This is a genomic window from Haloferax sp. s1 (assembly GCF_058382125.1).
On sequence record NZ_JBZRPK010000066.1, the window covers coordinates 1 to 802 of the forward strand.

Annotated in this window: 1 pseudogene; it reads left to right on the forward strand. The window is 61.7% G+C overall.

Annotated elements, in window-relative coordinates:
- Positions 1 to 477: 477 nt before the first annotated feature.
- A pseudogene (locus QT222_RS00420) lies at positions 478 to 802 on the forward strand (MFS transporter); the annotation flags it as partial.

An 802-nucleotide genomic window follows, 5' to 3' on the forward strand; every position in this document is an offset into this window, starting at 1 on the left:
CTCCACGGCCGTTCTGTGTCGTTCTAGCACAGCGTCGTCGATGTCGAATGTATCGTTGAAGTACGTGTCTTGCATTGGTCACACTGTATCGTAATTCAGATTGGTTGTGTCGTGATTCAGATTGATCCGGTCGCCACCTCGGAGACGTTCCCGGAACCCGGCGTAGCCCGTGGTCCGAGCCGACCCGCCGTGACGGCGACTGCTCGTCGCGGCATTGACTGTTCAGGCAGGATGGAGACGGTTACAATATTCGCTTGGTATAAGTGGTCGTTTATGGTGGTACGTCGGGTTTGGGAGGTCAGCGTCGGGAACTGGCGGGGCGCGAGGAGGGCCCCGGAGGGACAGTCCTCGACGAGTTCGCGGGTCCATCGTCCTCGGGAGGACCAACCGGCCACCGACGGGTCCGTCGAGTCGCATTTAACCGGGGGCGGGGTACAAAGGAACACATATACGGTCATCTCTGGCCCCCATCGGCCCATGTCAAAAGCTAAACACCCCGAGGGGGGCGTCCGCTACCGGTGGGTCGTACTCCTCGTCGCATTCCTCGTTCACCTGACCAGCATCTCGCTCATTTGGCAGGCTGTATCGCCGTTAAAGAAGGCGATGGCGACGGACCTCGGGGTACCTTGGGCGGATGTCGCGGTCGTCTTGGCGGCCATCGCGTTCGGGCTGGTGTTCACGCAGTTGCCGGGCGGCGCACTGGGTGATAAATACCCGATCCGGTACGTCGTCGGCTTGGGTGCCGTGTTGGCTGGGGTCGCGACGGCGATCAGGTTCGCCGTGCCGACCCTCACCGGTCAGG